General features: G+C 60.3%; 20 protein-coding genes and 2 pseudogenes. 12 read left to right on the plus strand and 10 right to left on the minus strand.

What is annotated here, in order from left to right:
* The first annotated feature begins 38 nt into the window (after positions 1 to 38).
* The 6 genes from KVG95_RS25785 to KVG95_RS25810 all read left to right on the plus strand — a co-directional run bounded on the left by KVG95_RS25785 (position 39) and on the right by KVG95_RS25810 (position 7,564).
* A complete protein-coding gene (locus tag KVG95_RS25785; RefSeq protein ID WP_225923314.1) occupies positions 39 to 2,129 on the plus strand; it encodes a TonB-dependent receptor plug domain-containing protein in 2,091 nt (696 codons plus the stop codon).
* Between the two features lies 1 nt (position 2,130).
* Positions 2,131 to 3,063, plus strand: coding sequence for an ABC transporter substrate-binding protein (locus KVG95_RS25790; RefSeq protein ID WP_217858407.1), 933 nt, complete (start codon positions 2,131 to 2,133; stop codon positions 3,061 to 3,063).
* Positions 3,060 to 4,961: an ATP-binding protein gene (locus tag KVG95_RS25795; RefSeq protein ID WP_217858408.1), complete on the plus strand. Its 1,902-nt coding sequence runs from the start codon at positions 3,060 to 3,062 to the stop codon at positions 4,959 to 4,961. Before KVG95_RS25790 ends, KVG95_RS25795 begins: the two co-directional genes overlap by 4 nt.
* 247 nt (positions 4,962 to 5,208) lie before the next feature.
* Positions 5,209 to 5,724 (plus strand): 3-hydroxyacyl-[acyl-carrier-protein] dehydratase FabA, encoded by a 516-nt coding sequence (gene fabA, locus KVG95_RS25800; protein WP_007899046.1) that lies wholly within the window; start codon positions 5,209 to 5,211, stop codon positions 5,722 to 5,724.
* An 11-nt stretch (positions 5,725 to 5,735) separates the two neighbouring features.
* Positions 5,736 to 6,956 carry a beta-ketoacyl-ACP synthase I gene (gene fabB / locus KVG95_RS25805; RefSeq protein WP_052966900.1) on the plus strand — a complete coding sequence of 407 codons (1,221 nt, stop codon included), beginning with the start codon at positions 5,736 to 5,738 and terminating at the stop codon, positions 6,954 to 6,956.
* Positions 6,957 to 7,375: 419 nt separating this feature from the next.
* On the plus strand, positions 7,376 to 7,564 hold the full coding sequence (locus KVG95_RS25810; protein ID WP_030130084.1) for a hypothetical protein: 189 nt from the start codon (positions 7,376 to 7,378) through the stop codon (positions 7,562 to 7,564).
* Positions 7,565 to 7,630: 66 nt separating this feature from the next.
* Here the strand turns inward: KVG95_RS25810 and KVG95_RS25815 are convergent, their stop codons facing one another.
* The 8 genes and pseudogenes from KVG95_RS25815 to KVG95_RS25850 form a co-directional block, all read right to left on the minus strand.
* Complete coding sequence (locus KVG95_RS25815; RefSeq protein WP_052966627.1) at positions 7,631 to 8,173, minus strand: DUF2058 domain-containing protein; 543 nt, start codon at positions 8,171 to 8,173, stop codon at positions 7,631 to 7,633.
* A gap of 28 nt (positions 8,174 to 8,201) precedes the next feature.
* Positions 8,202 to 9,035: a nucleoside triphosphate pyrophosphohydrolase gene (gene mazG, locus KVG95_RS25820; protein WP_201059628.1), complete on the minus strand. Its 834-nt coding sequence runs from the start codon at positions 9,033 to 9,035 to the stop codon at positions 8,202 to 8,204.
* A gap of 136 nt (positions 9,036 to 9,171) precedes the next feature.
* Complete coding sequence (relA, locus tag KVG95_RS25825; protein WP_038979473.1) at positions 9,172 to 11,415, minus strand: GTP diphosphokinase; 2,244 nt, start codon at positions 11,413 to 11,415, stop codon at positions 9,172 to 9,174.
* A 128-nt stretch (positions 11,416 to 11,543) separates the two neighbouring features.
* Positions 11,544 to 12,896: a 23S rRNA (uracil(1939)-C(5))-methyltransferase RlmD gene (rlmD, locus tag KVG95_RS25830; RefSeq protein WP_217858409.1), complete on the minus strand. Its 1,353-nt coding sequence runs from the start codon at positions 12,894 to 12,896 to the stop codon at positions 11,544 to 11,546.
* The gene (cysM, locus tag KVG95_RS25835; RefSeq protein ID WP_007899067.1) at positions 12,896 to 13,798 is read right to left on the minus strand and encodes a cysteine synthase CysM; all 903 of its coding nucleotides are present in this window, start codon (positions 13,796 to 13,798) and stop codon (positions 12,896 to 12,898) included. The genes rlmD and cysM overlap by 1 nt, the downstream gene beginning before the upstream one ends.
* Before the next feature lie 108 nt (positions 13,799 to 13,906).
* Positions 13,907 to 14,930: pseudogene (locus KVG95_RS25840) on the minus strand (PDDEXK nuclease domain-containing protein).
* 182 nt (positions 14,931 to 15,112) lie between these two features.
* A complete protein-coding gene (locus tag KVG95_RS25845; RefSeq protein ID WP_217858410.1) occupies positions 15,113 to 16,543 on the minus strand; it encodes a sensor histidine kinase in 1,431 nt (476 codons plus the stop codon).
* Positions 16,530 to 17,252, minus strand: a complete 723-nt coding sequence (locus KVG95_RS25850; protein ID WP_217858411.1) for a response regulator transcription factor — start codon at positions 17,250 to 17,252, stop codon at positions 16,530 to 16,532. Before KVG95_RS25850 ends, KVG95_RS25845 begins: the two co-directional genes overlap by 14 nt.
* A gap of 214 nt (positions 17,253 to 17,466) precedes the next feature.
* Here KVG95_RS25850 and KVG95_RS25855 point away from each other — a divergent pair.
* Both KVG95_RS25855 and KVG95_RS25860 read left to right on the plus strand, forming a co-directional pair.
* Positions 17,467 to 20,217: pseudogene (locus KVG95_RS25855) on the plus strand (response regulator).
* Between the two features lie 105 nt (positions 20,218 to 20,322).
* On the plus strand, positions 20,323 to 21,312 hold the full coding sequence (locus KVG95_RS25860; RefSeq protein WP_217858412.1) for a 2-hydroxyacid dehydrogenase: 990 nt from the start codon (positions 20,323 to 20,325) through the stop codon (positions 21,310 to 21,312).
* Between the two features lie 5 nt (positions 21,313 to 21,317).
* Here KVG95_RS25860 and KVG95_RS25865 read toward each other — a convergent pair whose 3' ends face one another.
* The gene (locus tag KVG95_RS25865) at positions 21,318 to 21,713 is read right to left on the minus strand and encodes a hypothetical protein (protein WP_123720625.1); all 396 of its coding nucleotides are present in this window, start codon (positions 21,711 to 21,713) and stop codon (positions 21,318 to 21,320) included.
* Between the two features lie 134 nt (positions 21,714 to 21,847).
* On the opposite strand from KVG95_RS25865, the gene KVG95_RS25870 reads away from it, so the two are divergent.
* Together KVG95_RS25870 and KVG95_RS25875 are read left to right on the plus strand one after the other, a co-directional pair.
* On the plus strand, positions 21,848 to 22,282 hold the full coding sequence (locus tag KVG95_RS25870) for a hypothetical protein (RefSeq protein WP_007899088.1): 435 nt from the start codon (positions 21,848 to 21,850) through the stop codon (positions 22,280 to 22,282).
* Positions 22,282 to 22,686 (plus strand): META domain-containing protein, encoded by a 405-nt coding sequence (locus tag KVG95_RS25875; RefSeq protein ID WP_217858413.1) that lies wholly within the window; start codon positions 22,282 to 22,284, stop codon positions 22,684 to 22,686. Before KVG95_RS25870 ends, KVG95_RS25875 begins: the two co-directional genes overlap by 1 nt.
* A gap of 85 nt (positions 22,687 to 22,771) precedes the next feature.
* On the opposite strand, the gene KVG95_RS25880 is transcribed toward KVG95_RS25875, so the two are convergent.
* Positions 22,772 to 23,239, minus strand: coding sequence for a TlpA family protein disulfide reductase (locus KVG95_RS25880; protein ID WP_217858414.1), 468 nt, complete (start codon positions 23,237 to 23,239; stop codon positions 22,772 to 22,774).
* A gap of 114 nt (positions 23,240 to 23,353) precedes the next feature.
* Between KVG95_RS25880 and arsC the strand changes: the two genes are divergently transcribed.
* Entirely contained in the window at positions 23,354 to 23,707 is a 354-nt protein-coding gene (arsC, locus tag KVG95_RS25885) for an arsenate reductase (glutaredoxin) (RefSeq protein ID WP_052966616.1), read from the plus strand.
* Positions 23,704 to 24,300: an NAD(P)H:quinone oxidoreductase gene (gene wrbA / locus KVG95_RS25890; RefSeq protein WP_095634377.1), complete on the plus strand. Its 597-nt coding sequence runs from the start codon at positions 23,704 to 23,706 to the stop codon at positions 24,298 to 24,300. The genes arsC and wrbA overlap by 4 nt, the downstream gene beginning before the upstream one ends.
* Position 24,301: the final 1 nt, after the last annotated feature.

Genomic DNA, 24,301 nt, shown 5'->3' on the forward strand with positions numbered 1-24,301 from the left:
GTGCCGTGTCTTTTGGCTTTTCCTGCCCTCGCTCGCCGATGGTACTGGCGCTGATCTTCAGCTCGCCATTGCTGGCCGACGATCTGTTTCTCGACAATGATCCGTTGCCGCAAGTGCTGACGGCGACGCGCCTGAAGCAGTCGCCTGCGGCCGTGCCGGGGAGCATGACGGTGATCGACAGCGAACTGATCAGTGCCAGCGGCGCGCGGGACATCAGCGAGTTGCTGCGGCTGGTGCCGGGAATGATGGTCGGTAATATCAGCGGCAATCAGGCGGCGGTGAACTACCACGGCACCAAGGCCAGCGAAGCGCGACGCATGCAAGTGTTGATCGACGGCCGCTCGGTGTACCGCGCAGGCCTGGCCACGGTGGACTGGAGTGATATTCCGGTGGCCATGGAAGACATCGAGCGCATCGAGGTTTTCCGTGGCCCGAACACCGTCAGCTACGGCGCCAACGCACTGATGGCGGTGGTCAATATCATCACCCGCAAACCGGCCGACAGCCACGGCACGCGGCTGAAAGTCACCCGTGGCCAGCGCGGTATCAACGATTTCTATGCCAGCCAGGGCATGGGCTGGGACAGCGGCGACTTGCGGCTGTCATTGTCCGGCCAACAAGACGACGGCTTCGACTCGGATCGCACCGGCGCCGATTACCGCGACAGTCGTCGCTTGAACCGCTTCAGCCTCGCCGTCAGCCAGATGCTCAATGAAAACCAGAGCATCGACTGGCAACTGAATGCCAAGGACGGGACTAACCAGCGGCCCTATACCTACCGTCCGGTGTTCTCAGGGATTACCGCCGCCGGGAACAATTCCGACGTCATCGCCAAGGACTATGCCGGCTCGCTGCGCTGGAACCTGGACATCAATCCCGATCACAGCCTTTATATTCAAGGCTCGGCGCAACACTGGGATCGCCAGCAGACCTGGCGTGCCTGCGATGCCGAGATCTCGTTCAGCCCGGAGCTGACCCAACTGTGGCAACTCAACCCGAACTACACCGAACGTCTGGCGCGCAACATGGACCGCTACACCGTTTCCGGCGCACCGGCAGGGACCGCGGCTGAGCGTGCGCTGGGCAATCAGGTACTGAGGCAATGGCAAGACGGCGCCCGGCAAACCCTCTGCGGCGACATTGACCAGAGCGCCCGGGAATCGCGCTACGACCTCGAACTGCAAGACACGCTCAGCCTGTCCGACAGTCTGCGGCTGGTCAGCGGCATGAACTATCGTTACGACCGGGCCAATTCCGAGACCTACTTCAATGGCACGCTCGACGACACCACCTGGCGGGCGTTCGGCCAACTCGAGTGGCGCGCCACCGAGCACTGGTTGCTGCAGGGCGGTGCGATGTACGAAGACACACAATTGACCGGTAACTCACTGACCCCACGGGTGGCGGTCAATTACCTGATCAACCCGCGCCACGGCTTGCGCGCGGTGTATTCGGAAGCCATCCGTTCACCGGACATGTTCGAGAACAACGTCAACTGGAGTTATCAGGTGACCAACCTGAAGCCCAGCGCCTACGGCCAGTCCAGCGCCCGTTATTTCGTCAAGACCCGTGGCCCGGGCGACCTCGAACAGGAACGCATGCGCTCCAGGGAGTTGGGCTACAACGGCTACTTCGCAGAGTGGGGGCTGGCGGTCGACGTGAAGCTGTTTTACGACGAAATCACCGGCATGATCAGCGAACCGTTGCGTAACAACCAATACATCGCCAGCAACTCGAACAGCTCGCGCTTCAGCGGAACTGAAACCCAGCTGGATTGGCGCGTCAGCAGCGCCGATCGTCTGCGCCTGACTTATGCCTACGTCGATGCCGAGGCCAGCAACCCGCTGGATGCACAACAGACCGCGCGCAACAGCGGCTCCGCTGGTTGGCTACGCAGTTGGGGCCAGGGCTGGAACAGTGCGCTTTTCTACTATGGTGCCGACGCCCTCAACGGTTATCGCTTCGAACGGGTCGACACCCGCATCGCCAAACGCATTGGTTTGGGCAAGGCCAATCTGGAACTGGCCGGGATCCTCCAGCAACGCCTCGACAATCAGCCCACCACCTTCGTCGACAACAACTACGACGATCGCCGGGTGCTCTACTTCAGCGCGGAGCTGGAGTTTTAAGATGCCGCATCGCCCGCCACCGAAGACGCCAACCCTTGGCTGCCTGCTGGCCGGGTTGTGCCTGGTGTTTACCGGGCTGCTATGCAATCTGCCGGCACGGGCCGCTGACATTCTGCTGACCGGTGCCGAGGACAGTCCCGGCATGCAGTCTTTCGTCCAGGCCCTCAGCGAGCTGCGCCCCACCGACAGCGTGCGCTTCCAGCCTGTCGCCAGCCTACCGGCGCCAGGCCAACTGCCCGTCGACACCCGCCTGATTCTGCTCGACTTGCCGAGCCTCGACTGGCGTCTGCAAGACGCTCAGGGCCCTGCAACGCTGGTTCTGCGCATCAGCCGTCTGCAAGCCCGCCAACGCTTGGGCAATGAAATGCCCACGCACCTCAGCCTGCTCTGGAGCGATCCTCCGCTGGATCGACAGTTGCGCCTGACCCGACTGCTCCTGCCTGAGGCTCGACGGGTCGGCGTGCTTTTCGACAGCCACAGCGAATTCTTGTTGAAGGAAGTGCGTCAGGCCGCCCTGCCCCTGGGCCTTGAAGTGGTCACCGAGCGTTGGGATAACACCAATGACAGCCGCCCCTTGCAGGCCCTGCTGAAAAACAGCGATGTGCTGCTGGGCCTGGACGACCCTGATCTGTACAACCCGAAAACCGTGAAAAACCTGCTGCTCAGCAGCTATGCGCGGCAACTGGCACTGATCGGCCCCAACGCAGCCTTTGTCAGGGCCGGCAGTCTGGCCAGTACTTACAGCGACCAGAACGATTGGCTGAAGATTCTCGACGAACTGCTCGACCGCCCTTCGAGCACCTGGCCGCGCGCGCTTTATCCGCAACACTTCAAGGTCTTAAGCAACCCGCAAGTGGCTCGTTCACTAAGTATTGAACCGATGAATGAAGCCTCTGTCGCAACACAGCTGGCCGAAGGAGAACGCCGCCCATGACCTTCCGTCGCGGTTGGGACATCAATACCCGCACCCAGATCATCAGCCTCGGCCCGGCCCTGCTGCTGACGTTGCTGCTGATCAGTTTTTTCACCTTCGTGCGAATCCAGGACCTGCGTCAGGAACTCAATCACACCGGTCAGCTGATCGCCAATCAACTGGCGCCGGCCACCGAATACGGGGTCATTTCGGGCAACAACGAGGTACTCGAAAGTTTGCTCAAGGCCACCCTGGCCACGCCCAACGTACGCTTTCTGGAAGTGCAGGACAGAGCCAACCGGATTCTGGTGTACGTCGAACAACCGTCGGAAGCCCACCACCGCTCGCATCAGGTCGAAGTGTTCCAGGCACCGGTGCGCCTGCAACGCATCGCGCTCAACAATGACTTTTTCCAGAACAGCCGCACCGTCGCCAGCGCGCCGGGCGAGGATTATCTGGGCCGGGTGATCGTCGGCCTGTCCAATGACGCCTTCAACCAGCGCCAACAGGAAATCCTCTTCAAGGCCGGGATCCTCGCCTTGTTCGCTCTGCTGTTTACATTTTTACTGGCTCGGCGCCTGGCCGGCAGCCTGTCGCAACCGATCCACGACATCGGCAACGCCGTCAAGGCGATTCAGAAAGGCGACTACAAAACGCCCCTGCCGATTGTCGACGACACTGAACTAGGCGCCCTGTCGCAGCACATCAATAACCTTGCCCAAGGCCTTGAGCAAGCCAGTCGCGAACAGCATCAGGCCATGGCGCAATTGATCCAGACCCGCGAGGAAGCGGAAAAGGCCAACAACGCCAAATCCGATTTCCTCGCGATGATGAGTCACGAATTACGCACGCCTATGAATGGCGTGCTGGGCATGCTGCAACTGCTGGAAACCACGGAGATGACTGAGGAGCAGATCGAGTACGCGGCGCTGGCCTCGGAGTCCACCGAACACCTGCTCAAAGTGATCAACGACATTCTCGATTTCTCGCGCATCGAGCGTTCGGAACTGGAGCTGGAGCACATTCCATTCAACCTCGCGGACCTGATCGGCAGTTGCGCCCAGTCGTTCCAGCACAGCGCGGTGCAACGCGGGCTAGAACTACAACTGCAGGTACCCGAGGACATGCGCGCCCTGCAGGTTCAGGGCGATCCGACGCGGATTCGGCAGATTCTGGTCAATCTGGTCGGCAACGCGCTGAAGTTCACCGAACGGGGCCGCGTCACGATCGAACCGCAGTGGCAGTCCCTGGATCACGAACTGCTGTGGTTCACCTGCACCGTGCGCGACACCGGGATCGGCATCCCGGCCGAAAGCCTGGAATTAATGTTCAATGCATTCCAGCAGGCCGACAGTTCTATTTCAAGACGTTACGGCGGCACTGGACTGGGCCTGCCGATTGCCCGCACTCTGGCTGAGCGGATGGGCGGCACCTTGCGCGCTCAGAGCGAAGAAGGCGTTGGCTCGGTGTTCACCCTGGAAATCCCTTTGGCTCTGTATAAGCAGCCACTGCCGGTGCTGACGCCACGAGGACATACCGGCAATGACCACGGCGAAGGTCGTGATGTGCTGCTGGTGGAGGACAACGCGGTCAATCGCACCGTTGTCGAAGCAATGTTGCGCAGTCTGGGCTTTACTGTGAGCGTCGTCACCGATGGTGCACAAGCGGTGCGTAGCGCCAAGAGCCGGAGTTTCGACGCGATTCTGATGGACTGCCGACTGCCGGTCATCGACGGCTACGAAGCCACCCGACAGATTCGCCAACTACCCGGCTGTGCTGACGTGCCGATCATCGCGCTGACGGCCAATGCCTTGCAGGGCGACCGTGAAGCCTGTTTATCGGCGGGAATGAACGATTACCTGGCCAAGCCCTTCAAACGCACGGATCTGCAGCAAATTCTGCAGCGTTGGGTGCAGTAGTGCAGGCCTTTCGGCTATCTGCGACTGGCGTGAAACACGAAAGTGCGGCAGTCTTAGGCACCCGAACAGGCCCGAAAAGGGGCTTGAATAATAATTTCAGTGCACAAGTGTACATTCATGTCCTTGGTGCTGTGACTTTCACCACAACGCAATAGTCTATGAGTAGGCTGCTGACTCGAGGCATGAACGCTTCGATCGGCCGGGAAGATTCGCCCCACCCTGCCGCATGGACTATTGAGGAGCTCGCATGACCAAACAAAACGCCTTTACTCGGGAAGACCTGCTGCGCTGCAGTCGTGGTGAGTTGTTCGGCCCAGGTAACGCGCAACTGCCCGCCCCGAACATGCTGATGGTCGATCGCATCACCCATATCAGCGAAGAGGGTGGCAAGTACGGCAAAGGTGAATTGGTCGCCGAGCTGGATATCACTCCAGACCTGTGGTTCTTCGCCTGCCACTTCGAGGGTGATCCGGTAATGCCGGGCTGCCTGGGCCTCGATGCCATGTGGCAACTGGTCGGTTTTTTCCTCGGCTGGCAAGGCTTGCCAGGCCGCGGACGCGCCCTGGGTTCGGGCGAAGTGAAATTCTTTGGCCAGGTACTGCCAACCGCCAAGAAAGTCACCTATAACATCCATATCAAACGCGTCCTGAAGGGCAAGCTGAACATGGCCATTGCCGATGGTTCGGTGACCGTCGACGGCCGCGAAATCTATACCGCCGAAGGCCTTCGGGTCGGCGTTTTCACCTCCACTGACAACTTCTAAGGGTTATCCGCATGCGCCGCGTCGTTATCACTGGTCTGGGCATCGTTTCGTGCCTGGGCAATGACAAAGAGACCGTCTCCGCTAACCTGCGTGCAAGCCGCCCTGGCATCCGGTTCAACCCGGAATATGCTGAAATGGGTCTGCGTAGCCAGGTTTCCGGCTCCATTGACCTTCCCCTCGAAGAATTGATCGATCGCAAGATCTTTCGCTTCGTCGGCCACGCGGCGGCTTACGCCTACCTGGCCATGAAAGATGCCATCGCAGACTCCGGTCTGACCGAAGAGCAGGTTTCCAACGTGCGTACCGGCCTGATCGCCGGCTCCGGTGGCGCGTCGACCTTGAACCAGATGGAAGCGCTGGACATCCTGCGCGAGAAAGGCGTCAAACGCGTGGGCCCGTACCGCGTCACGCGAACCATGGGCAGCACCGTTTCGGCTTGCCTGGCCACGCCGTTCAAGATCAAAGGTGTGAATTACTCGATCTCCTCCGCATGCGCCACCAGTGCTCACTGCATCGGTAACGCCATGGAACAGATCCAGATGGGCAAGCAGGACGTAGTGTTCGCCGGCGGCGGTGAAGAAGAACACTGGAGCCAATCGTTCCTGTTCGACGCCATGGGCGCACTGTCCAGCCAGTACAACGAAACCCCGGAAAAAGCTTCCCGTGCCTACGACGCCAAGCGTGACGGTTTCGTCATCGCCGGCGGTGGCGGTATGGTCGTGGTCGAAGAGCTGGAACACGCTCTGGCCCGCGGCGCGAAGATCTACGCGGAAATCGTTGGCTACGGCGCGACCTCCGACGGCTACGACATGGTCGCCCCAAGCGGCGAAGGCGCCATCCGCTGCATGCAGATGGCCATGTCCACCGTCGACGCACCGATCGACTACCTGAACACCCACGGCACCTCGACTCCGGTCGGCGACGTCATGGAAATGAAAGGTGTGCGTGAAGTGTTCGGCGACAAGGCTCCAGCCATCAGCTCCACCAAGAGCCTGTCGGGTCACTCCCTGGGCGCCGCCGGCGTTCACGAAGCGATCTACTGCATGCTGATGATGGAAGGCAACTTCATGGCGGGTTCCGCCAACGTCGACGAACTGGACCCGGAAGTGGCAGACATGCCAATCCTGACCAAGACTCGCGAAGACGCCACCATCAACACCGTGATGAGCAACAGCTTTGGCTTCGGTGGCACCAACGCCACGCTGGTACTGAAGCGCTGGCAGGGTAAGTAATACCCCGCCGCTTCGCTTCAAATAAAACGCCCCGACTGGTTCGGGGCGTTTTTTTTTGCCTGAATAAAGCAGCCAGTTAAGCACAAACCTGTGGGAGCGGGCTTGCTCGCGAAGACGACCGCACATTCAACATCAATGTGTCTGTCAGACCGCTTTCGCGAGCAAGCCCGCTCCCACAGGTTTTGCGGTGCTCAATCGATCAGGCTCGAACCGTGGTTTTCTGCCTCTCGAACATGAAACATTTGTCATGAAACTCAATGGCCTGCGACCGAATGTCGCGTATTTCGCGGGCTGCAGGACTTTTGCCGATTCTGCAAAAATGGGTTGCCGAACTCTGTCGTTTACTTAGCCAGCTAACAAAATATATAACAAAGGCCTGCACACGCCTTGCTGCAGATAACAGAGATTGGAGCTAGCAGATGACTGTAAAAGTAACTGAACGCGACGATTCACATATGTCCCATGAAGGCATCGCCGCCGGTATCCGCATCTGGGATGTACATCAACAAGACCTGTTGGTCGGGATGTTTCACTCCGAAACCGAAGCCCACCAATACAAGGCCGAACTGGAAACACTGGAGCAGCAGCGCGAAGCGCGTTCTGCATAATGACCGCATTGAAAACGACAAACCCCGCCATGAGCGGGGTTTGTCGTTGTTGCAGTCTCTAACGGCTTACCACATCAGATCATCAGGGATCTGATAGGCCGCGTACGGATCGTCTTCGACGCTGACTTCTTCTGTCTTCACATTCAGCTGCACGATGCGCTGTGGATCGCGCTCCTGAATCTTCAGAGCCGCTTCACGCGGGATCACTTCGTAACCGCCGGCGTGGTGCACGATCGCCAGGAAGCCATTGCTGAGCTGGTTGCGCATCAGGGTGTTGACGGAGATGCGCTTGACCTTCTTGTCGTCGACGAAATTGTAGTAGTCCTCGGTGGTCAGCTTGGGCAGGCGCGAGACTTCGATCAATTGCTTGACCTGGGCGGCGCGGGCCTTCGCTTCGGCCTTCTCCTGCTGCTGGCGGTTCAGTTCCTGGTCGCGCTTGACCTTCTCGGCCATGGCTTCCTGAGCGGCACGCTGCTGGGAGTCATCGAGTTCAATCTGACCTTTGTGGGCCAGACGTTGCTGCTTCTGCTTCTCTTTGCCGACCTGTTTGGCCTGCTTTTGATTGACCAGCCCTGCTTTGAGCAACTGGTCGCGAAGGGAAATGCTCATGGTGCTTATTTCTCACTTAGGCAACTGCTCAACCGCAGCTGGGCAAATTCTTTTCCTGACGTTTGGCTTCGCCCCACAAGGCGTCCAACTCTTCGAGGGTGCAATCTTCTATGGGACGGTGGGTGTCGCGCAATGCCTGTTCGATAAATCGGAAGCGTCTTTCAAACTTTGAGTTCGCGCCGCGCAGTGCGGTTTCCGGATCGACCTTGAGGTGTCGCGCCAGATTGACCACAGAAAACAGCAAGTCGCCGACTTCATCGGCAATCGCTACCGAGTCATTGTCGGCCATGGCTTCGAGCACTTCATCGAGCTCTTCGCGCACCTTGTCGAGCACCGGCAAGGCGTCCGGCCAATCGAAACCGACCCGCCCTGCGCGCTTCTGCAATTTTGCCGAACGGGACAGCGCCGGCAACGCGGCAGGCACGTCGTCGAGCAAGGATAACTGCTGCGGCGCCGAAGACTTCTCGGCGCGCTCTTCAGCCTTGATCTCTTCCCAGCGTTGCTTGACCTGCTCCTCATTCAAACGCGGGATGTCCAGCGGCGCGTACAGATCACCGGTAGGGAACACGTGAGGATGACGGCGGATCAGTTTGCGCGTGATGCTGTCGACCACGCCTTCGAACTCGAAGCGCCCTTCTTCCCGGGCCAGTTGGCTGTAATAAACCACCTGGAACAACAAGTCGCCCAACTCACCCTGCAAATGATCGAAGTCCCCGCGCTCGATGGCGTCAGCGACTTCGTAGGCTTCTTCCAGGGTGTGCGGGACGATGGTCGCGTAGGTTTGCTTGATATCCCACGGGCAGCCGTACTGCGGGTCGCGCAGACGGTTCATCAGGTGCAATAGATCTTCAAGGTTGTACATCAATCACTCTCACTGCAAAACCCTTGTGGGAGCGGGCTTGCTCGCGAAGACGGCGGCACATCCAACATCAATGTGTCCTTCAGACCGCTTTCGCGAGCAAGCCCGCTCCCACATTTGATCGCCGCGAACCATGTCGTTACGGCGTGCGGTTACGGCGGGTTTCGATGATGTTCGGCAACTGGGAAATCCGTCCCAGCAACCGCCCCAGCGCATCCAGCCCCGGAATCTCGATGGTCAGGGACATCAACGCGGTGTTGTCCTCTTTATTCGAACGGGTGTTGACCGCCAGCACGTTGATCCGCTCGTTGAGCAGCACCTGCGACACGTCACGCAGCAGACCGGAACGGTCGTAGGCGCGAATGATGATGTCCACCGGATAGGTGAGCACCGGCACCGGCCCCCAGCTGACCTGAATGATCCTCTCCGGCTCGCGCCCGGCCAGTTGCAGCACCGAGGCGCAGTCCTGACGGTGAATGCTCACGCCACGGCCCTGGGTGATGTAACCGACGATCGCATCCCCCGGCAACGGCTGGCAACAGCCGGCCATCTGGGTCATCAGGTTGCCGACGCCCTGGATCTGAATGTCGCCACGCTTGCCCGGTTTGTAGCCGGTGGCTTTGCGCGGGATCAGTTCCAGCTGTTCGTTGCCGCGTTCCGGCTCGACCAGTTGCTGCGCCAGGTTCACCAGTTGTGCCAGGCGCAAATCGCCTGCGCCCAATGCGGCGAACATGTCCTCGGCGGTCTTCATGTTGGCCTTCTCGGCCAGCTTGTCGAAGTCCACCTGCGGCAGGCCGAGGCGATTGAGTTCGCGCTCGAGCAAGGTTTTACCGGCCGCGACGTTCTGATCGCGCGCCTGCAATTTGAACCAGTGGACGATCTTCGCCCGTGCCCGCGAGGTGGTGATGTAACCCAGGTTCGGGTTCAGCCAGTCGCGGCTCGGAGTGCCGTGCTTGCTGGTGATGATCTCGACCTGTTCACCGGTTTGCAGGCTGTAGTTGAGCGGCACGATGCGCCCGTTGATCTTGGCGCCGCGGCAGTTGTGACCGATTTCGGTGTGCACGCGGTAGGCGAAGTCCAGCGGTGTCGCGCCCTTCGGCAAGTCGATGGCATGACCGTCCGGGGTGAAGATATAGACCCGGTCCGGCTCGATATCGACCCGCAGTTGTTCGGCAAGGCCGCCAATATCGCCGAGTTCTTCATGCCACTCGAGCACCTGACGCAGCCAGGAGATTTTCTCTTCGTAGTGGTTCGAGCCGGACTTGACGTCGGTGCCCTTGTATTTCCAGTGGGCGCAAACCCCCAGTTCGGCTTCTTCGTGCATGGCGTGGGTGCGGATCTGCACTTCCAGCACCTTGCCTTCAGGGCCGATTACCGCGGTGTGCAGCGAGCGGTAGCCGTTCTCTTTCGGGTTGGCGATGTAGTCGTCGAACTCTTTCGGGATGTGCCGCCACAGCGTGTGGACGATGCCGAGCGCGGTGTAGCAATCGCGCATTTCCGGCACCAGCACGCGAACCGCGCGTACGTCGTAGATCTGGCTGAACTCCAGACCCTTGCGCTGCATTTTGCGCCAGATCGAATAGATGTGTTTGGCCCGACCGCTGATGTCGGCATCGACGCCGGTGGCCTGCAACTCGTCTTTGAGTTGGGTCATCACATCAGCGATGAAGCGCTCGCGATCCAGCCGTCGCTCGTGGAGCAATTTGGCGATCTGCTTGTACTGGTCGGGCTCGAGGTAACGGAAGGACAAGTCCTCCAGCTCCCACTTGATGTGACCGATACCGAGGCGGTGGGCGAGCGGCGCATAAATGTCGAAGACTTCACGGGCGACGCGGTTGCGCTTCTCGTCGTCGGCGGTTTTCACCGCGCGGATCGCGCAGGTGCGCTCGGCCAGTTTGATCAGCGCGACGCGCACGTCGTCGACCATGGCCACCAGCATTTTGCGCAGGTTTTCGACTTGGCCTTGAGTGCCCAGCACCAGGGATTGACGAGGGCTCAGGCTGGCGCTGATCGCCGCCATGCGCAACACGCCGTCGATGAGTTTGGCGACCACCGGACCGAAACGCTGGCTGACCGCCGGCAATTGGATCTGACCTTCGCGCACGCCGCGGTACAGCACCGCTGCGACCAACGAATCCTGGTCGAGTTTGAGGTCGGCGAGAATCTCGGCGATCTCAAGGCCGGTGCGGAAACTCGAGGTCCCTTCGGACCACAGATTCTTCGCCGCATTGGCTTGTTGTTCGGCCTCGCGAGCGAACTCGCAGGCTTCCTTCAAGGCTTCGCGATCCAGTGCCGCATCGACACTGACCGCATGATCGAGCCAAGCCTCGAGGTTGATACTGCCGTCGGTGTTGATCGGCTGGTGTGCTCTCACCTGTACCATCTTGCTTTACCTTCCCTACGACGCAGATTCAATGCGTCAAATCGCTGACCTTTGCTGCCCGTGTGCACTCGCGGGGCTAAGACGAATGCGCTTTGCACGAGCGGGTCAGTCGGACCAGACGAGCCGTCCTAGCTCGCTTCAAATAACGCCATGGCCTCGACATGTGCCGTCTGAGGAAACATATCGAGAATCCCGGCACGTTTTAACCGGTAGCCCTGCTTGATCAATTCGACTGTGTCGCGCGCCAGCGTTGCAGGGTTGCACGACACATACACCAATCGTTTGGCGCCCAGGGACGCCAGCTTGCGCACCACCTCGAAAGCGCCGTCGCGAGGTGGGTCCAAGAGTACCGCACAAAAGCCTTCATCTGCCCATTCGGCATCGGCCAAAGGCTGGGATAAATCGGCCTGAAAAAACTTCGCATTATGCAAATTGTTGTCAGCGGCATTCGCGGCGGCCCGCTCGACCATTGCCTGCACGCCCTCCACCGCCACCACTTCGCGGACGGTTTTGGCCAGCGGCAAGGCAAAGTTGCCCAACCCACAAAACAGATCCAGAACCCGCTCATCAGATTTCGGCGCCAGCCACGCCAACGCCTGGGCGACCATCGCTTCGTTGACCCCGGCGTTGACCTGGATGAAATCTCCTGGCCGATACGCCAGGTTCAAGTCCCATTGTTCAAGGCGATAGCCCAGTGGCTGATCGACCTCGACCGGTTGGGGCTCGCCGTCACCATGCAGCCACAACTGAGCTTCATGGAACGCGCAGAATTCCTTGAGGATGGTCATGTCGGCTTCGGACAACGGCGCCATGTGCCGCAGCAATACCGCCAATGACGAACCGCAGAACAACTCCACATGCCCCAGTGCCTGAGGTTTGCTCAAGCGCCGCAGCATCTCCGGCAAGCGGGTCATGATCGGTTGCAAGGGCTGTACCAGCACCAGGCATTCGTTGATGGCGACGATGTCCTGACTGCCGGCAGCGCGGAAGCCGACTTCGAGTTTTTTCGCTTTCATGTCCCAACGCACCGCCACTCGGGCGCGACGACGGTAGCCGAATTCCGGACCGCTCAACGGCGCTGCCCACTCTTCAGGTTCGACACCGGCCACTCGCGACAATTGCTCGGCGAGCATGCGCTGTTTCAGGGCGAGCTGTTCGTTGTGGGGCAAATGCTGCACGCTGCAACCGCCGCAGCGAGCGGCATGAGCGCACGGTGCCGGGCGGCGCAATTCACTGGCCTGGAACACGCGCTCGGTGCGCGCCTCGACCACTTTGCCGTGGGCACCCAAGACCCGCGCCTCGACTTCTTCACCGGCCAATGCGCCGATGACGAACCAGGTGCGACCTTCGAAAAACGCGATACCGCGACCGTCATTGGCCAAGCGCTCGATGGTCAAGCGCTGCTTTTTGCCGGTCGGGACTTGCGGGGCCTTGCTGCCGCCCGTGGGCTGGAAGCGCAGGCCTCTCTCTTGCTTGGCCATCAGTTGGGCGCGTCGAAAATGCCGGTCGACAAGTAACGGTCGCCACGGTCGCAGATGATCGCGACGATCACCGCGTTTTCAACTTCTTTGGACAGACGCAGCATCGCCGCCACGGCACCGCCCGAAGACACGCCGCAGAAGATGCCTTCTTCGCGCGCCAGACGACGGGTCACGTCTTCGGCTTCGCTTTGCGCCATGTCGACGATCCGGTCCACGCGCTCGGCCTGGTAGATCTTCGGCAGGTATTCTTGCGGCCAGCGACGAATGCCCGGAATCGCCGAGCCTTCCATCGGTTGCAGCCCGATGATCTGCACGTTGTCGTTCTGCTCTTTCAAGTAGCGCGAAACGCCCATGATGGTGCCGGTGGTGCCCATCGAGCTGACGAAATGAGTGATGGTGCCTTCGGTCTGACGCCAGATTTCCGGACCGGTGGTGGTGTAGTGCGCCTCGGGGTTGTCACCGTTGGCGAACTGATCCAGTACCTTGCCACGGCCTTCGGCTTCCATTCGCTGGGCGAGATCGCGAGCGCCTTCCATGCCTTCTTCCTGGCTGACCAGAATCAGCTCGGCGCCATAAGCCGTCATGGCGGCTTTACGCTCGGCGCTGGAGTTGTCGGGCATGATCAGGATCATCTTGTAACCCTTGATCGCGGCAGCCATCGCCAGGGCGATCCCGGTGTTGCCCGAGGTCGCTTCGATCAGCGTATCGCCGGCGTGGATCTGCCCGCGCAATTCGGCGCGGGTGATCATCGACAGCGCCGGACGGTCCTTGACCGAACCCGCCGGGTTGTTCCCTTCGAGCTTGAGCAAAAGGGTGTTGCTGGTGGCGCCAGGCAGGCGCTGCAAACGGACCAGCGGAGTGTTGCCGACGCAATCGGCGATGGTTGGGTACTGCAAGGTCATGGCGTATTCGCAATCCAGACTGCGGGGGCGCCTATCATACCGGCAAACGTGCGCAGGCCATATCACGCAAAGTAAGGGGCTTATGGCGAATGGGAATAAGGGGCTGGATCAGTACTCTTCACCTTGCGCGACATTCAATGCATAGAACTCATGCAACTTGGCCTGCAACAACTGTTTGTCCGGTAGCTGCACCTGGTATTCAGCGATCAGCGCTGGCGACAGGCTGCGGTTAAGGGCGTATTCAACCACCTCGTCATCCTTGCTGGCGCAGAGCAATACACCAATGGCCGGGTTTTCGTGGGGTTTGCGCTCCTTGCGATCCAGCGCTTCCAAATAGAAGTTCAGCTTGCCCAAATACTCCGGTTTAAAACGACCGACCTTAAGCTCAATGGCTACAAGACAATTAAGGCCGCGGTGGAAGAACAGCAGATCCAGGGCAAAATCACACCCACCCACTTGAAGCGGATACTCGGAACCGACAAAGCAGAAATCGCGGCCGAGTTCGCTCAGGAATTCTTTGAGGCGCGCCATCAACCCTTTATGCAGATCAGTTTCGGCATGGCCACCCGGCAGGTCGAGAAAATCGAGCATGTAGGCGTCGCGGAATATCTCAAGCGCTGCCGGGTGGGCTTGTCTCAGCACTGCTGAGATTTTTGCTGGTTGGGTCACGCTTCGTTCGAACAGTGCGGTCTTGAACTGACGCTCTAGTTCGCGCTTCGACCATTTCTCCTGAACTGCCAAACGGACGTAGAACTCCCGCTCTTCCGGCCGTTTACTCTGGCTGAAAATGATCAGGTTGTGCGACCAGGACAATTGTCGCACCAGTGGTGCGACTTTCTCTTCAGCGTGATAAGTCTCATAGAACTGGCGCATGCGAAACAAGTTCGACCGAGTAAAACCGCGCAACCCAGGTTGAGACGTGGCCAGATGCTCAGCCAGTTGGCTGACCACAGAATCGCCCCACTCAGCCTGTTCCAGTTTGCGACTGATGTAAGCACCCACCTTGCCAATACAGCTCGATCAACTGGGTATTCACCGTCTGCATGGCCTGCTGTTTGGCACTTTGAATCAGCGCAAGCACTTCATTGAAACGATCGTCGGTTGCGTTGTCGGGGACACTGGATGCATTCATGCCGAACTCCTTGAGGACGAGGAAAAACGCGAGTCTATTCCGTCGAATCAGGCATAAGGTGTCGGCAATACCCTTTAGGAAAGGTCGTACAAATAAACGGGAACGCTCCGGCAAAAGCTGAACGGCGGTGGCTGGAAGAGCGGCATCGCGAGCAGGCTCGCTCCCACAGGAGTCTAGGTTGATCACACTATCTGTGGCTTACACACACCCAATGTGGGAGCGGGCCTGCTCGCGATGGCGTCCTTAAAGATGCCATCATTCTCAGTCACCAACCGCATATTCAGCCGCAATCCACGTCCGGTATTCTCCGCCCAAAGCCGCCCGCCCTGCCGCTGCACCGCATTCCTCGCGATGCTCAACCCCAATCCGAATCCACCATCCCCCGGCCGCGAACCATCGAGCCGGATAAACGGCGAGAAAATCCGTTCAAGATCCTCGTCAGCCACCCCACCGCCCTCGTCTTCCAGCCATAGATGCCAGAAGTCGCCATCGCGCCGACCACCGAGCGTCACGACACCGCCCTTGGGTGAATGACGAATGGCGTTGCGCAGAATGTTTTCCAGCGCCTGGGCCAGGGTATTGAGATGGCCGCGCACCCAGCAGGATGCATCCACCGCGCAGTGCAACTGACCCACCGGCCAGCCACTTTCATAGCAGGCGTTTTCCGTGAGCATTTCCCACAAGGCCTGAACCTGGATCGCTTCATCGGGCAACGGCGCGCGCTCGGTGTCGAGCCAGGCGAGTTGCAGGGCGTCCTCGACCAGGCGCTGCATGCCGTCGACTTCTCGGCCAATGCGTTCACGCAGTTGCCCGAGGCTTTGCTCGCTTTCGCTGGCCACCCGCAGCCGGCTCAGCGGTGTGCGCAATTCATGGGACAGGTCGCGCAGCAGTTGCTGTTGCAGGGCCACCGTGCTTTGCAGGCGCTCGGCCATGTGATCGAAGGCCCTGCCCAGTTCACCCAATTCATCCGAGCGGTTGGTGGTGCGACTCGATAAACGCACAGTCAGTTGGTCGGCGCGCCAGGCGTTGGCCTGTTCGCGCAGGCTGTTCAATGGCACGACCAGCAATCGATACAGCCCCACGCACAGCAGCAGGGTAAACAGCCCGGGAATCACCCCATTGGTGATCACCCGCCAAAACACCCGGTAGCGTCCAGGCATGAAACGCTGAGGCAACTCGATCACCAGGCTGCCGGCAGACGGGTCGTTGGGAAATGGAATTTTCAGCCACGGCAGGCCCTGATTACGCCGACTCACTGGCCAATCCAGACCGCGCAAAAAAGTCAGTCGCTGGATTTCCTGGTTGGCCAGCGGATAACTGCTCAAGGATTGCAAGTCGCCACCAATGACACCGACCCAGGTCGACTCGTGCTGGCCGATACGCCGCAGCCAGGCATCAATGCCTGCACTCTGCTGTTCGTTCCACGCCCGCTCCGCCTCGGCGGCGTAGCGCGTCAGGGTGCCCCGGGCTTCGTCGGACAGGAAGAGGTTCTTCTTTTCCATGTAGCGGCCCCAGGACCAGCTCAACCAGATCATCAGCAGACAGAACGCCACCAACAAACAAGCCAGTTTCCAGAACAGTGAATGCCGGCCCGGCACGTCAGACCATTTCATCGGCCGCACTCAATACATACCCCTTGCCCCAGACCGTACGCACTTCGCGCTCGGTGTAACCGATGGCCTTGAGCTTGCGGCGAATCTGGCTGATGTGCATGTCGAGGCTGCGGTCATGGGGCGCATAACCGCGCTGCAACACCTGCTGATAAAGGAACGCCTTGCTCAGGACTTCATCACCGTTGCGATTCAATGTATCCAACAACCGATATTCGCTGCGAGTCAGGCCGGCCGCGTGCTCGCCCAAAAAGACCTCGCACAGTTCATCGTCGAAACGCAGGCTGTCCATCGCAGGGGCAATAGGTGCCGGCGCCGGCCGCCGGTCGAACGCCACCCGCCGCAGGATCGCCTCGATGCGCACCCGCAACTCGGCCATGCTGAAAGGTTTGGGCAGGTAATCGTCGGCGCCGAGGCGAAAGCCACTGATGCGATCCGCCTCCGCGCCCAGCGCCGACATCAGCACCACCGGCGTGGAATGACTCTGGCGCAATTGGGTCAGCACCGCCAGGCCATCCAGTCCCGGCAGCAGAATATCCATCAACACCACATCGAATACTTGTTGGCGGGCAATGTCCAACCCTTCCTGGCCGTTCTGGCACCAGGTCACCTGAAACCCGCTGCGCCCCAGATGCTCATGGACGTAGGCACCGAGCACCAGATCATCTTCGATGGAGAGGATGCGGGGATGGTTAATAGAGATGGGAGTCATGAGTATCTGCAAATAATTCTCAGTTGCCGATTATTCAAGATTGCCCCACCAGGGGCAAGCCAAGGTTTGCCCCCGAGAGCAAAGCATTGATCTGGCCGACGAATGACGACATCAATTTTACGAAGATTGCCCGCATGCAAATCGCTACACTGCGCAGGTGGCGCGTGCCGGAAGTACGTGCAGGTCAATAAACAGCTGGATGCGGGAGAGATGCGTGCTCAAGAAACTGGGAATTAAAGGCCGCGTGCTGTTGCTGACTCTGTTGCCGACCACCCTGATGGCGCTGGTCCTGGGCGGCTATTTCACCTGGATGCAGCAATCGGACCTGCAATCCCAACTCATGCAGCGCGGCGAAATGATTGCCGAACAGTTGGCGCCGCTGGTGGCCCCGGCCATGGGTCGCAAAGACAACGACCTGCTGGAACGCATCGCCACCCAGTTCCTGGAACAAACCGACGTGCGCGCGGTGACGTTCCTCGCCCCCGACCGCACACAGTTGGCCCACGCCGGCCCGACCATGCTCAATCAGGCCCCTTTGGGCAACGGCTCACAGCTGTTGCGCCGCAGTGGCAATGACGCCACGCGCTACCTGCTGCCGGTGTTCGGCAAGCACCGCAACCTGGCCGGCGACCTGATCCCCGATGAAGCCGACCGCCTGCTGGGTTGGGTCGAACTCGAACTGTCACACAGTGGCATGTTGCTGCGCGGTTACCGCAGTCTGTTCGCCAGCCTGCTGCTGATCGGCGGTGGCCTGGTCGGTGCGGCGCTGCTGGCGTTGCGCATGGGCCGGACCATCAACCGGCCATTGAGCCAGATCAAACAAGCCGTGGCACAGCTCAAGGACGGTCATCTGGAAACCCGCCTGCCGCCCCTCGGCAGCCATGAGCTGGATGAACTGGCGTCCGGCATCAACCGTATGGCCGGAACCCTGCAGAACGCTCAGGAAGAATTGCAAAACAGCGTCGACCAGGCCACCGAAGACGTGCGTCAGAACCTGGAAACCATCGAAATCCAGAACATCGAGCTCGACCTGGCGCGCAAGGAAGCCCTGGAGGCGAGCCGGATCAAATCAGAGTTCCTGGCCAACATGAGCCATGAAATCCGCACACCGCTCAACGGCATTCTCGGCTTCACGCATTTGCTGCAAAAAAGTGAATTGACACCACGCCAGCTCGATTACCTGGGCACCATCGAAAAATCCGCCGATAGCCTGCTGGGGATCATCAACGAGATTCTCGACTTCTCGAAAATCGAGGCCGGCAAACTGGTGCTCGACCATATTCCGTTCAACCTGCGCGACCTGCTGCAAGACACCTTGAACATCCTTGCCCCGGCTGCCCACGCCAAAGAGCTTGAGCTGGTGAGCCTGGTTTATCGCGATACTCCATTGTCGCTGGTGGGCGATCCCCTGCGACTCAAGCAGATCCTCACCAACCTTGTGAGCAATGCGATCAAGTTCACCCGCGAAGGCACCATCGTCGCCCGGGCCATGCTCGAAGAAGAGTATGAAGACAGGGTGCAACTGCGCATCAGCATTCAGGACACCGGCATTGGTCTGTCGAACCAGGACGTGCGCGCCTTGTTCCAGGCCTTCAGCCAGGCCGATAACTCGCTGTCCCGACAACCTGGCGGCACCGGCCTGGGGCTGGTGATTTCCAAACGCCTGATTGAACAGATGGGCGGCGAGATCGGCGTCGACAGTACACCGGGCGAAGGCTCGGAATTCTGGATCAGCCTGAGCTTGCCCAAAGCCCGCGACGACGCCGAAGACCTGCCCGGTCCACCGCTGCTCGGACAACGGGTGGCGGTGTTGTAAAACCATGAGCTGGCCCGTCAGGCCTTGCAGCATCAACTGGAAGACTGCGGCCTGACAGTCACGCCGTTCAACACCCTGGAAAGTCTGGCCAACGGCGTGACCGGCGCCCATCAGACCGATCAGGCAATCGGCCTGGCAGTGCTCGGCATCACCAGCAATGACATGCCGCCGGAGCGCCTCAACCAGCATATCTGGGACCTCGAACACCTGGGTTGCCGAGTGTTGGTGCTGTGCCCGACCACCGAACTGACGCTGTTCCACCTCTCGGTGCCCAACCCCCACAGCCAGCTGCAGTCCAAACCGGCCTGCACGCGCAAACTGCGGCGGGCCCTGTCCGATATGGTCAACCCGCGCCAGCAGCGCAGCGACCCCGGCGAGCCCCTTTCCAGCCGCGCGCCGAAGGTCCTGTGCGTCGACGACAACCCGGCCAATCTGCTGCTGGTGCAAACCCTGCTCGAAGACATGGGCGCCAAAGTGCTCGCAGTGGAAAGCGGTTACGCCGCGGTCAAGGCCGTACAGAACGAAACCTTCGACCTGGTGCTGATGGACGTGCAGATGCCCGGCATGGATGGCCGCCAAAGCACCGAATCCATTCGCCAGTGGGAAAACGAGCGGCATTGCACGCCGCTGCCGATCGTTGCCCTTACCGCCCACGCAATGGCCAACGAAAAACGCGCGTTGCTGCAAAGCGGTATGGATGACTACCTGACCAAACCCATCAGCGAACGGCAACTGGCGCAGGTGGTGTTGAAATGGACCGGCCTGGCGTTGCGTAATCTGGGGCCGGAGCGTTCCAGCGAAAGCAACAACGGTAATGATTTGCAGGTGCTCGATCACGAAGAAGGCCTGCGTCTGGCGGCCGGCAAGGCTGATCTGGCGGCGGACATGCTGGCCATGCTGCTGGCCTCCCTGGAGGCTGACCGCGAGGCCATTCGCGTCGCTCGTGAAGCCAATGACCAGAATGCCCTGATCGAACGAGTCCACCGCCTGCATGGGGCCACCCGTTATTGCGGCGTCCCGCAACTGCGCGCCGCCTGCCAGCGCAGCGAAACCCTGCTCAAGCAACAGGACGCAAAAGCCCCCGGCGCGCTGGAAGAACTCGAACGAGCCATCAATCGCCTGGCGGCCCATGCGCGTATCAATGCCTGATGCAGCGCAATAACGCCGGGCGCCTTGAAGGCTAAGCTCATGGCCTGTAGCAGCTGCCGAACGCAGGCTTCGCCAGCTGCTACAGGTAACTTCCAGGAGGACAACATGCGCACGATTCTTTTCAGCAGCCAGACCTACGACCGCGACAGTTTCTTGAGTACCGACCTGCCCGCCGGCATCGAGCTGCATTTCCAGCCGGCGCGACTGAGCCTCGACACGGTGGCGCTGGCGGAGCATCACGAAGTGGTCTGTGCCTTCATCAATGATGACCTCAGCGCTCCGGTACTCGAACGTCTGGCCGCGGGCGGTACACGCCTGATTGCCCTGCGCTCGGCCGGTTACAACCATGTCGACCTGGTGGTAGCGAAGCGCCTGGGGTTGGCGATTGTGCGGGTTCCGGCCTACTCGCCTCACGCGGTGGCCGAACATGCGGTGGCGCTGATTCTGGCGCTTAATCGCCGACTGCACCGTGCCTATAACCGTACGCGCGAGGGGGATTTCAGCTTGCATGGGCTGACCGGTTTCGACCTCGTGGGCAAGACCGTCGGCGTCGTCGGTACCGGGCAGATCGGCGCGACTTTCGCGAAAATCATGAACGGCTTCGGCTGCCAGTTGCTGGCCTGTGATCCTTACCCGAACCCGCAGGTCGAAGCGCTCGGCGCGCGCTACCTCAGCTTGCCGCAACTACTCGCCGAGTCGCAGATCATCAGCCTGCATTGTCCGCTCACCGAACAGAGCAAACACTTGATCAACAGCAAGTCACTGGCGCAGATGCAGCCGGGCGCAATGTTGATCAACACCGGGCGCGGCGGTCTGGTGGACACGCCGGCGCTGATCGATGCGTTGAAGGACGGCCAATTGGGCTATCTGGGGCTGGATGTTTATGAAGAGGAGGCGCAGCTGTTCTTCGAGGATCGCTCCGACTTGCCGCTGCAGGACGATGTGCTGGCGCGCCTGCTGACCTTTCCGAATGTCATCATCACGGCGCACCAGGCCTTCCTCACCCGCGAAGCCCTGGGCGCGATTGCCGCGACCACCCTGCAGAACATCGCGGCCTGGGCGGCCGGTTCGCCACAGAATCAGGTCGAGAGCTGATCGACTCAGGCCTTGGACAAAAGGATCATCAGGGCCAGCCAGCCGAAGCCCAACAAGCGCTGCCCCAGCGAATGACCGCGACGCAGCAGGAACCAGACAAAAAATGGCGGCAGCAAGAAAATCATCAGTTTCAGCCAGAGTTCCACCGGACGCGGCCCACCGGGTGCCGGTGCCGGGATCTCTGCCTCGACTTCGGCTTTACGTTTGCGCCCGAAAGCGGCCGGGGTCACCCGGGGCACGCTTTCATTGGTCGGTAAACGCCCGAAAGAAAGAGGCGCCTGCGTAGGCGTTGCCGTCGACGTAGCCGCTTGCACTGCCACCGCAGGTGCACCGCAATGAATGCAAGCAGGCGCCGTGGAGCTGATGCGTTGCTTGCACTCAAAACATTCGATCAACGCCATTTCCGTTCCTTAGAGATGCAAAAGCGGCAGTGTGCCATGACTCGACAGGTAATTTGAACCAGATCGAAGGTCACATGCCCGCGCCATGCTGCGTTCATGCCCGTGCTAGCATATCGCGCATATTTGGAGGACCCATGGTCGAACACGATTTCCGCTACAGCCTGATGAACCCGCAACACACCCTCACCGAATGCCGCGCCCTTGTGCCGGGGCGTTATCAAGTCACCGGCAACGGCGGCTCGATTCGTAATAACGACGTGCTGGTAGTGACCCTTAAAGGCAGCAAGGACTTGTCCATGCGCCTGACCGTCGAAACGGTTCGCCATCTGATCAATCCGCCGGGCCAATGGGTCGCGGTGGCCAGTGGTCCGGTGTTCGGCGAACTGGCGATCCACACCTGGAAGGTCAATTGCGACAGCTGCGCCAAAGAACTGAGCTTTGAGTTCGCGGTCGACGCCAAGCTGGGCAACAAGGCGGAAAAACCGGCGGCCACTGCGCGCATTGCCGAGCTGGGCTGGGCCACCGTTGCCGACAAGCACCTGTGCAAGAAGTGCCAGGAGCCTGCGTGATGAAACGCCTTGCTCTGAGCGCCATGGTCGGCGCCAGCCTGTTGGGCTGCGCCGCCGAACCGGTGCAATTGCAACACAACCGCAGCTACATTCTGGAATGGATCGGCGAGCGTCCGCTGATGGACTACAGCCATCTGACCATCACCCTCGATGAAGACGGTCGGGCCTATGGCAACGGCGGCTGCAACCACTGGTTTGCGCCGTATACCCTGGAAGGCGACAAGCTGAGCTTCGGCAAGATCGGCAGCACCCGCAAAATGTGTGCGCCGGCGTTGATGGAGCAGGAAAAACGCTTCCTGCAGGCGCTGGAAAACGTGCAGCGCTGGGATGTTTCACCGATCGACCAGATGCGCTTCTGGCCGGCGCAAGGCAAACCGTTGCGTTGGTGGCTTGAAGAGGGTTGATCTCCACGGCTGTAACCAAGTGACTTGTGGCGAGGGGGCAAGCCCCCTCGCCACAAAAGCTCCCTCGCCACAGGTCGGCGCTCGATCAGTTAGTCGCCTGCAACGCCTCAAGCTTCGCCATCACCCCCGCCGCCGTCTGCTCACCCATCAACTGTTCCCGCACCTTGCCCTTGTCATCGATGATGTAAGTCACCGGCAGCGCTTCACTGCGCGGCAATTCGAAAAGGTCGGCCGGGTCCTGGGCCAGCACGGTGAAGGCGATCCCGAGTTTCTCGCTGGCGCTTTTCAGCTCTTCGCCCTGCACATTGTCGAAATTGACCCCAAACACCCCGATCTTCTTGCCCTTGAGCTGCTCGGCCAGCACGTTCAACTCGGGAATCTCGGTACGGCACGGGCCGCACCATTCGGCCCAGTAATTGAGCACCAGCCATTGTTTGTCCAGACGTTCGGCGGCGACTTTGTGACCGTTCTGGTCGACGCCATAGTCGTTGCCGCAGCCCCCCAGCAATAACGCTCCCAAGATCGCCAATGCTGCTGCCAGTCGCCTTGTCATGTCTCAATCCTTGTCAAAAATAGAATGCACCTGCGACCCATCGCCTCCCAAGGTTCTGGATTACGCGCCGCACAGTTAGAATAGCCGCCACCTTACGCAAGATGCGACCCGCACATGACCGATCTGACGCTTTATCACAACCCGCGCTGCTCGAAATCCCGCGGTGCGCTCGAACTGCTCGAAGCCCGTGGCCTGGCCCCGACCGTGGTCCGCTACCTGGAAACCCCGCTGGACGCCGCGCAAATCCAGAGCCTGCTGAGCAAGCTCGGCATCAGCGCCCGGCAATTGCTGCGCACCGGCGAGGACGAGTACAAAACCCTCAACCTGGCCGACAGCAGCCTGAGCGAGGCGCAACTGATCGCCGCCATCGCCGCGCACCCGAAACTCATGGAGCGCCCGATTCTCGAAGTCGGCGACAAAGCCATCATCGGCCGTCCGCCGGAGAATGTGCTGGAGTTGCTGCCGTGAGTGCGCCGTACATTCTGGTGCTGTATTACAGCCGCAGCGGTTCGACCAATGAAATGGCCCGGCAGATTGCCCGTGGTGTCGAGCAGGCCGGCCTGGAAGCCAGGTTGCGCACGGTGCCAGCGATCTCCACTGAATGCGAAGCCGTGTCGCCGGACATTCCCGATGAAGGCGCGCTGTACGCCAGCCTCGACGACTTGAAGAACTGCGCCGGCCTGGCCCTCGGCAGCCCGACCCGGTTCGGCAACATGGCCGCACCGTTGAAGTACTTTCTCGATGGCACCAGCAACCTGTGGCTGACCGGCGCGCTGGTGGGCAAACCGGCCGGGGTCTTCACCTCCACCGCAAGCCTGCACGGCGGCCAGGAAACCACGCTGCTGTCGATGATGTTGCCGTTGCTGCACCACGGCATGCTGATCACCGGCCTGCCTTACAGCGAGTCGGCGCTGCTGGAAACCCGCGGTGGCGGCACGCCTTACGGCGCCAGCCATCACGCCGGTGCCGATGGCAAAAGCGGTTTGAATGAACACGAAGTTGCGCTGTGCCGGGCCTTGGGCCTGCGGTTGGCGAAGACTGCGCAAAAGTTGGTGAGCTGAT

It is taken from the genome of Pseudomonas farris, assembly GCF_019145235.1.
GTDB lineage: Bacteria > Pseudomonadota > Gammaproteobacteria > Pseudomonadales > Pseudomonadaceae > Aquipseudomonas > Aquipseudomonas farris.